Raw genomic sequence first — 7627 nt, forward strand, 5'->3', positions numbered from 1 at the left:
TTATCCTCTACCCAACAAAACACCCAAATGATAAAATCTTGTTGTGACATAGCCTTTTGTTCCTTTATTTCTCTTTGTTTGTCAACTTAAAGTTATAAAGGAGCGGCTATGTCATTTCAACTCACCATAAAAGTCGAGCATCGCGTTAAAAGAATAAATTATTATCTTTAATACTACGCTAATTAAATTAAAAATGCTGAACTGTAATTATCTCAAAATTTGCTCTATCTCATAAAAATCGATTCCAAAACATTCAATATACGTTGATACACTCAACGTATCAGAGATACATAATCCTCAGTAAAAGGTCATGATACCAATTTATTGGTATCATGACCTTTTCTTCATCTATAATGCCCCTTTTTGCGAGATAACATACATGGCTACAGTGGAAGTAAAATGTCGATTTTGTCACCAAACCAAGGACGTTAAAAAACACGGTATTGGCAAAGGTGGTCACCAACGTTATCGTTGTTTATCCTGTCATCGTACTTTCCAGCTCGATTATGCTTATCGAGCCTGTCAAGCCGGAATAAAAAAACAAGTCGTTGATCTTGCTATGAACAATGCCGGTATCCGTGATACTGCCAGAGCCCTGCATATTAGCATTAATGCTGTCGTGCGCGTTTTAAAAAACGCCAGCCACGATGTGTAACGACCTTACCAATGGGTGAAGTTGAAATTGAGTTTATCTGTGAAGTTGACGAAATGTGGTCATTCGTCGGGAATAAAAAGTGCCAACGTTGGTTATGGTATGCTTGGGAGCCTCGCCTAAAACGTATCATTGCACAGGCTTTTGGTAGACGAAACAAGAAAACGCTGAAAAAGTTATTGAAAAAACTGTCTAAATTCAAGATAGCCTTTTGGTGTACTGATAATTACCGTGCCGATAATTTACTGCCTTCAGCCAACCATCTGGTTGGAAAATATTTTACTCAACGTATTGAACGCGAAAACTTAACCTGACGTAACCGAATAAAGCGCCTGAACCGTAAAACACTCGGTTATTCAAAATCACCTGAAATGCATGACAAAATCATCGGCACTTTCATTGAACGTGAATATTATGTTTGAGGGCGATCAATGCTTTGAATACATGACCCACAAATTTCCAGTATATTGATAATCATCACATTAAATCATATTGATTTAACCTATTAATTTATATGTAAAACTATAATTTTAGGAAAAAATTTTCTCTAAATTAACCAAATTTAGTTACTTTTTGGAAAATTTTTTTATCTCTCTATGCCATATTCTTTTTCAATAGTGTGATATTTTCCCTAAAAATATATTGATAACTAATGTATAGGATTACAAAAATGATAAAAAATATAGCGACTACGTTAATCCACGGTGGAAAACAGCAGGACAAAGAAAACCATGCTATTTTCCCCCCCATTACAACAGCCAGTACTTTTGTACAGAAAGATTTATCTGAGCATGGTGAATACTGCTATTCCCGTTGCAGTAACCCAACACGCTATGCCTACGAAACATTATTAGCCGAAATAGAAGGTGGTATTTATGCAACTGCAACCGCCTCTGGTGTAGCAGCCGCTGCTTTAGTCTTAAACTTGTTACCTAAAGAATCCCACATTATTGCTATGAAGGGAGTTTATGGCGGCACATTTCGTTTATTTGAACGGGTAGCAATTGAAAATAATGGTCATCAATTTGACTATGTCGACTTAAATAATCTCACTGAAGTTGAAGCTAAAATAAAAGATAATACTCGATTAATTTGGATAGAAAGCCCAACGAATCCATTATTAGAATTAGTTGATATTAAACGTATTTGTGCATTCGCGAAAAATTACAATATCTTAACTTGTGTTGATAATACATTTGCAACCGCATGGAATCAAAAACCCCTCGAATTGGGGGCAGATGTTGTGATGTTATCTACCAGTAAATATATCGGTGGTCATTCGGATCTTATTGGCGGAGCGGTTATTACCCATCGGAATGATTTAGCCAATAAGCTAGATTTCCTAAAAACGACCATGGGTGCTATTGCATCTCCCTTTGATGCCTATTTAGCACTACGTGGATTAAAGACATTAGCGTTAAGAATGTCAGCACAATGCGCTAATGCACTTGAAATTGCCAATTTTCTTCAATCTCATCCAAGCATTGAACAAGTCTATTATCCCGGTTTGCCCACTCACCCACACTATTCCATTTGCCAGCAGCAAATGCGCGCAGGTGGTGCCGTCGTTACGATTAAATTAAAAGGCACTCTGGAGCACACAAAGAGATTTTTAAGCAAATTACGCTATTTTGTTTTAGCAGAATCTCTCGGTGGTGTAGAAAGTATGGTTAACCATTCTGCAACTATGTCACATGGCTCAATGACAAAAGAAGAGCGTGAGGAGATCGGAATTTATGATACTGTATTACGCTTATCAGTAGGGATTGAAGATATTCGCGATTTATTAGCTGACCTTGAACAAGCATTAGAATAAATTTACTTGATATAAAAAATAACAAAAAAATAAGGTGAATAAAAAATGAATGATTACGGTATTTGGACCATCATTACCCCTGTTGTTACAATTATTTTAGCTATATTTACACGCCAGGTTATTTTATCACTACTACTCGGTATATTAGTTGGTTTTACTGTCATTAATAACCATAATGTTATTTTAGGTATACAAGGAACTATTGAAGGTATTATTGATACCTTTTCCTCTTCAGGCAATACAAAAACCATCATTTTTATGTTGATGATTGGTGGCATAATGCGGCTTGTGGTTGTTACAGGGGGCGTGCGATCTTTAGTTCGTTTACTCACGGACAAGACACAACTGATTGAAAATAAAAAAGCTGTTCAGTTTTTGGCAATGATCATTACATCATTAATTTTTATTGAAAGCTCAATTAACCAATTAATTGCTGGAGCATCAACCAAGAAATTAGCCAAAAATTACGGTATCCCACCAGAAAAAATGTCTTACATTATCCAGACATCCTGTGTTTCTGTCTGTTCTTCTGCCATGATTAATGGTTGGGGTGCCGCAATGATGGGGGTCATCGGTGTACAGATTTCCAGGGGATTAATCAGCGGTGAGCCATTTGATATCCTGGCGGGTTCTATGGTTTATAATATTATGGCTTGGTTATCGCTGGCTTCTGTCTTATTTTATATTTTCTCTAATGTTTCTTGGGGGCCAATGAAAACCGCAGAAATGCGAGCCTTACATGAACATTTAAATAGTGATATTGAAGACAAACACAGTGAAGATAGTGATGATGTTATTGAACACCCCAACTGCCATACTTCATTAAACTTTTTTATTCCTATTTTATCGACGGTATTAATGCTCCCTATTGCCCTCTATATCACAGGTGATGGTGATTTTAGTAAGGGCAGCGGTTCAACCTCTATCTATTGGAGTGTTATGTTTGGAACCACTGTCTCTTTTTTCTGGTTCTTATTACGCCGCGTTTTAACCATCGAAACCTTTTTTAAAGAGCTTTATATTGGTTATGCCAGCATGATAAAAATAAGCTCTGTCATGGTATTGGCATTCTTAATGGGTAACGTTTCCGCTGATTTAAATACCGGTGCCTATATTGCACAAATGACTTCTGGTATCATTCCGGCAGGTTTTTCCATCGGTTTTATTTTCCTGATGAGTTCCATCATGTCATTAGCAACGGGCACCTCATGGGGGACATTTGCAATTATGATCCCTATTGGGGTACAGCTAGGTATTTCAGTGGGTATGCCTCCTGAATATATGATTGGTGCCGCAATTGCCGGTTCTATTTTTGGTGATATGACATCGCCAATTTCCAGCGATGCTATCGTTGCATCAATGGCAACAGATTGTGACCATATTGAACATATTCGGACTCAAATGCCATATGCATTGGTTACTGCAAGTTTCGCTCTCGTCATTTATTTCTATTTAGGCCTTACTTATTAACTGGCAACCCGCTGAGGATAATATGTCTTTAAAAGAAAATTTAGCAAAATTTGCCCATGTTGATTTACTAAAAACGGCAACTATGATGGATAAATTGGAAAATTTATCCCACTATTTAGGGCGCGATGTTTATATTAAGAGAGATGATTTAACTCCCTTAGCGATGGGTGGAAATAAATTACGTAAATTGGAATACCTTATTGCTGACGCCTTACAAAAAAAGGCTAAAGTTATTGTTACCGCTGGAGCAATTCAATCAAATCATGTACGGCAAACAGCGGCTATTGCGGCGCAATATGGTCTAAAATGCGTCGCTTTATTAGAAAATCCCATTCAAAACTATGATAGCAATTTTCTCAATAATGGTAATAAACTGCTGACGGAATTATTCAACGCTCAATGTGTCATGTGTGATGAATTGACCGATCCAAATAGGCAAATGGAAGAATTGATTGATCAACTCAATCTCGAAGATGCTTATATTGTACCTGTCGGCGGTTCCAATGCCCTTGGTTCATTGGGTTATGTGCGTTGCGCATTAGAAATTGCCGAGCAGCGACCGAAAAATGTGGAGTTTGCTGCTGTGATTGTTGCCTCTGGAAGCGCAGGCACACATGCAGGGTTGGCTATCGGGTTACATTCTGTACTACCTCAAACACCGGTTATTGGCGTTACCGTCTCACGTGTTACAACTGAGCAAGCACCGAAAGTGAGTCAATTGCAGCATGAAATCAGCTCGCTCTTAGGACAAACAACCTGTCCAGATGTTCTTTTGTGGGATAATTATTTCGCTCCCATGTATGGTATGCCAAATAAACAAGGGTTAGATGCCATTACACTATTAGCGCAGAAAGAGAGTATTTTATTAGATCCCGTCTATACCGGAAAAGCGATGGCTGGGTTAATTGATAATGTGCTGAACAATACCATTGAAAGTCAAAAGCCATTGCTTTTTGTGCATACAGGCGGTGCTCCTGCATTATTTTCTTATTCTGGAATAGAGTTATCAACCAATTGATTTATAATCATAAATATTTAAAACCATTCTGATTATGAAATATAAAAAGGAGTCCTGAGTATATATTCACCTTACTCCAATATACAGGTTTTAAGATTTGAAAATTGCCATTAATCGAATAAGTTAGCTTTTACAGAAAAAACAGCTATCTTTTTAGCTGTTTTTTCTGAATTTAGTTAGATATTTTGCCCTCACTTGGCAAAATCATCGCCGACTACTCATCACTAACTTAAACGCAAACAGCAAAAATAATCCGCCTGTCGCGCGGTTCATCCATTTAATGACATTTTCACGGCGTAATAGATGGGACAGCGGGCGTGTGGCATAAATCAATAACAGTGACCACAATGTGCCAAGCAAGACATGAATTGCCACTAAACTAAATGTCCATAAAGTGGGTGAATGCCCTTGAGGAATAAATTGCGGCAAGAAAGAAATATAAAACACGCCCATTTTCGGGTTCAGTACATTTCCTAACATTCCTTTGATAAACCAATTCTGGCCCTTAACAGAAGAAGATACCTCTCTTCCAAGATCCTTTTGGGGATGCCAGATCATTTGAATGCCCAACCAGCATAAATACAATGCGCCACACCATTTTAAGATGTTGAACGCCAGCTCTGATACAGCAATCAATGTACCAAGGCCAAATGCCACCATTGCACCCCAAATAAAACATCCCGTATTAATACCAAGGGCGGCCTGAAAAGCTTTTTTACTCCCTTCCACCGTTGCAGTTCGTAGAACCAGCGCAGTATCCAGGACAGGGGTCAATGTAAGTAATGTCGCCGCCACAGTAAATGCAAGCAGGGAATCCATAATGGTCATATCTATCTCCGAATACAAAAACAAGGGTAAAATGAGATTACTGAAAATACTAAATTACTTATCTTTACGCTGATCACATTCTGCCTCATTCTCTGCCCGTTTAATTCGTAGCAGATCATTAAATTTCATTGTTAATCGAGTAGTTAAAATTAAATTTTACCGGCACTTTAACATGTGCTTAAGGTTGACATATGCTAGCTGGTTTTAGAGGTGAATTATGGAAAGAGTTGTAAAAATTTTCAAAAATGGACGTAATCAAGCCATTCGGTTAACTGTCATGTTTGAATTTGATACTGATAGAGTTTATATCCGCCAGGATAAAAATGGGGATATTATTTTGTCGAAAAAAAAATCTAAACATGATGACTGGGATTTATTTTTCAATATGTTAAATAATCTTTCTATTCCAAATGATTTTTTAGATGTCAATGATCGGAATCAGGACATAACTAAACGCGATCCATTTGAAGGAATTCTTTAATATATATGCTGGACACAAACACAGTCAGTGATATTTTTCGAAAAAATACAGCAGTAATCACCAAATTACGCACAATACCACCCTCAAGAATATGCATATCTAGTATTACTGAGGCTGAATTGCACTATGGAATAGTGAAACGGCAAAACAAGGAACTCCAAAATATTGTCAACAGTTGGAAACGGTGATTAAAGTCTGCCGTGAATCCAGCAGCTTATCGGAAGCAGGTCGCAAACTATTTGCTGTTTCCCGTCAACAGAAAAAACAGACAGGAGAACAACAACATGGAACTGAAATTTCTAGGCACCAGCGCCGGCATTCCCACAAAAGAGCGCAATGTCACCAGCCTGATCCTCGATTTACAGGGCACCCGCAACGCGCTGTGGATGTTTGATTGCGGTGAGGGAACCCAGCACCAGATCCTTCATTCTCCCATCAAGGTAGCTAAACTGGAGAAAATCTTTATCACTCATTTGCATGGTGATCATATCTTCGGCTTGCCCGGATTATTGTGCAGCCGCTCGATGGGAGGGTCTAGCGATCCCCTCACCTTATATGGGCCAACGGGGATACGTCAGTTTGTGGAAACCACATTGCAATTGAGCAGTTCTTTCCTGACCTATCCATTGGAAATTATCGAAGTCCAGCCCGGACAACTGTTTGATGATGGCGAACTCAAGGTCACGGCTTATGCCTTGAACCATCGCGTAGAATGCTATGGCTACCGTATTGAAGAACACGACAAACCCGGCGCACTTGATGCGGAAAAATTAAATCAGGATAGCATTCCCCGTGGCCCTTGGATGCAGGCTTTAAAGCAGGGCGGCACAATAACACTGGAAGATGGCCGCACAATTTGCGGCAAAGATTATTTAGGTACACCGATTCGTGGCAAGTCATTGGCTATTTTCGGGGATACTGAACCGACACCCGAAGCACTGAAACTGGCTGCCAATGTTGATGTGATGGTGCATGAAATCACGCTGGAAGATGCATTTGCCACAAAAGCCAACGAGTGTGGGCATTCCACCACTAAACAAGCCGCAACATTGGCACGCGATGCCAAGGTCAAACACTTTATCGCTACGCACATTAGCGGACGCTATGGAATTAAGGATTGCCCGCGATTATTGGCGGAATGTCGGGAAGTATTTCCAAATACTGATTTGGCCGCAGATTTTGCCGCATTTATTGTTAAATAACTGTATAAATATCAGTATAAATTCTGGTGGGAAAATAACGCGATGCTCGACTTTAACATCTTATAACGTTGGCTTGTTGAAGCCAGTCGCGTTGACTTTTACCTTGTTTAAAATTGGCAAAAATACCCAACGTGTGAGAAAGAAGTTTTCTAGCAATTCG

General features: G+C 38.9%; 7 protein-coding genes and 1 pseudogene. 7 read left to right on the top strand and 1 reads right to left on the bottom strand.

The window, feature by feature from the left end:
• Positions 1-379: 379 nt before the first annotated feature.
• From Xets_RS13690 to Xets_RS13705, 4 genes and pseudogenes are all read left to right on the top strand, one after another.
• A pseudogene (locus Xets_RS13690) lies at positions 380-1074 on the top strand (IS1 family transposase).
• 239 nt (positions 1075-1313) lie between these two features.
• Complete coding sequence (locus tag Xets_RS13695) at positions 1314-2468, top strand: PLP-dependent aspartate aminotransferase family protein (protein WP_370588244.1); 1155 nt, start codon at positions 1314-1316, stop codon at positions 2466-2468.
• A 45-nt stretch (positions 2469-2513) separates the two neighbouring features.
• Positions 2514-3938, top strand: coding sequence for a Na+/H+ antiporter NhaC family protein (locus Xets_RS13700; protein ID WP_099132600.1), 1425 nt, complete (start codon positions 2514-2516; stop codon positions 3936-3938).
• A gap of 22 nt (positions 3939-3960) precedes the next feature.
• Entirely contained in the window at positions 3961-4956 is a 996-nt protein-coding gene (locus Xets_RS13705) for a D-cysteine desulfhydrase (RefSeq protein ID WP_099132601.1), read from the top strand.
• A 204-nt stretch (positions 4957-5160) separates the two neighbouring features.
• Here Xets_RS13705 and Xets_RS13710 read toward each other — a convergent pair whose 3' ends face one another.
• The gene (locus Xets_RS13710; RefSeq protein ID WP_187651897.1) at positions 5161-5784 is read right to left on the bottom strand and encodes a LysE family translocator; all 624 of its coding nucleotides are present in this window, start codon (positions 5782-5784) and stop codon (positions 5161-5163) included.
• A gap of 217 nt (positions 5785-6001) precedes the next feature.
• On the opposite strand from Xets_RS13710, the gene Xets_RS13715 reads away from it, so the two are divergent.
• The 3 genes from Xets_RS13715 (at position 6002) to rnz (ending at position 7467) form a co-directional block, all read left to right on the top strand.
• A complete protein-coding gene (locus Xets_RS13715; RefSeq protein WP_099132603.1) occupies positions 6002-6265 on the top strand; it encodes an antitoxin in 264 nt (87 codons plus the stop codon).
• Between the two features lie 5 nt (positions 6266-6270).
• Positions 6271-6453: a hypothetical protein gene (locus Xets_RS28710; RefSeq protein ID WP_338066699.1), complete on the top strand. Its 183-nt coding sequence runs from the start codon at positions 6271-6273 to the stop codon at positions 6451-6453.
• A gap of 96 nt (positions 6454-6549) precedes the next feature.
• Positions 6550-7467 (top strand): ribonuclease Z, encoded by a 918-nt coding sequence (rnz, locus tag Xets_RS13720; protein ID WP_099132604.1) that lies wholly within the window; start codon positions 6550-6552, stop codon positions 7465-7467.
• Positions 7468-7627: the final 160 nt, after the last annotated feature.

This window comes from Xenorhabdus sp. TS4, from assembly GCF_014467265.1.
GTDB classification, from domain to species: Bacteria; Pseudomonadota; Gammaproteobacteria; order Enterobacterales; family Enterobacteriaceae; genus Xenorhabdus; species Xenorhabdus ehlersii.